This is a genomic window from Paraburkholderia phymatum (genome assembly GCF_040965635.1).
GTDB classification, from domain to species: Bacteria; Pseudomonadota; Gammaproteobacteria; order Burkholderiales; family Burkholderiaceae; genus Paraburkholderia; species Paraburkholderia phymatum_B.
Map to the genome: position 1 here is coordinate 1 of NZ_JBFRCH010000175.1, position 253 is coordinate 253.

Sequence of the window (253 nt, forward strand, 5' to 3'; positions counted from 1 at the left end):
TGCGTTTGGCTGCCCAGTTCTCCTCCCAGTGCATCAGGAATTCGTTCTGGGCCTCGAGCGACTCGAAGCGCCGGCCAGTCAGCGCCGTGTTCTGCGTATGCTGGATCGCGTTCTCTACGGCACCCTTTCGATTCGGATCGCGTACCCGGGCAGGATCGGCGATTACGCCGTAATGCTCGAGCATCGCGGCGTAAAGCCGGTTGATCTCCGGCTCGTACAGGTCGGGCGTAATAACGCCCTCGCGGAGGTTGTC

Annotated in this window: 1 pseudogene; it reads right to left on the reverse strand. The window is 61.7% G+C overall.

Annotation, left to right across the window (positions count from 1 at the left end):
• A pseudogene (locus tag AB4Y32_RS40665) lies at positions 1-253 on the reverse strand (IS21 family transposase); the annotation flags it as partial.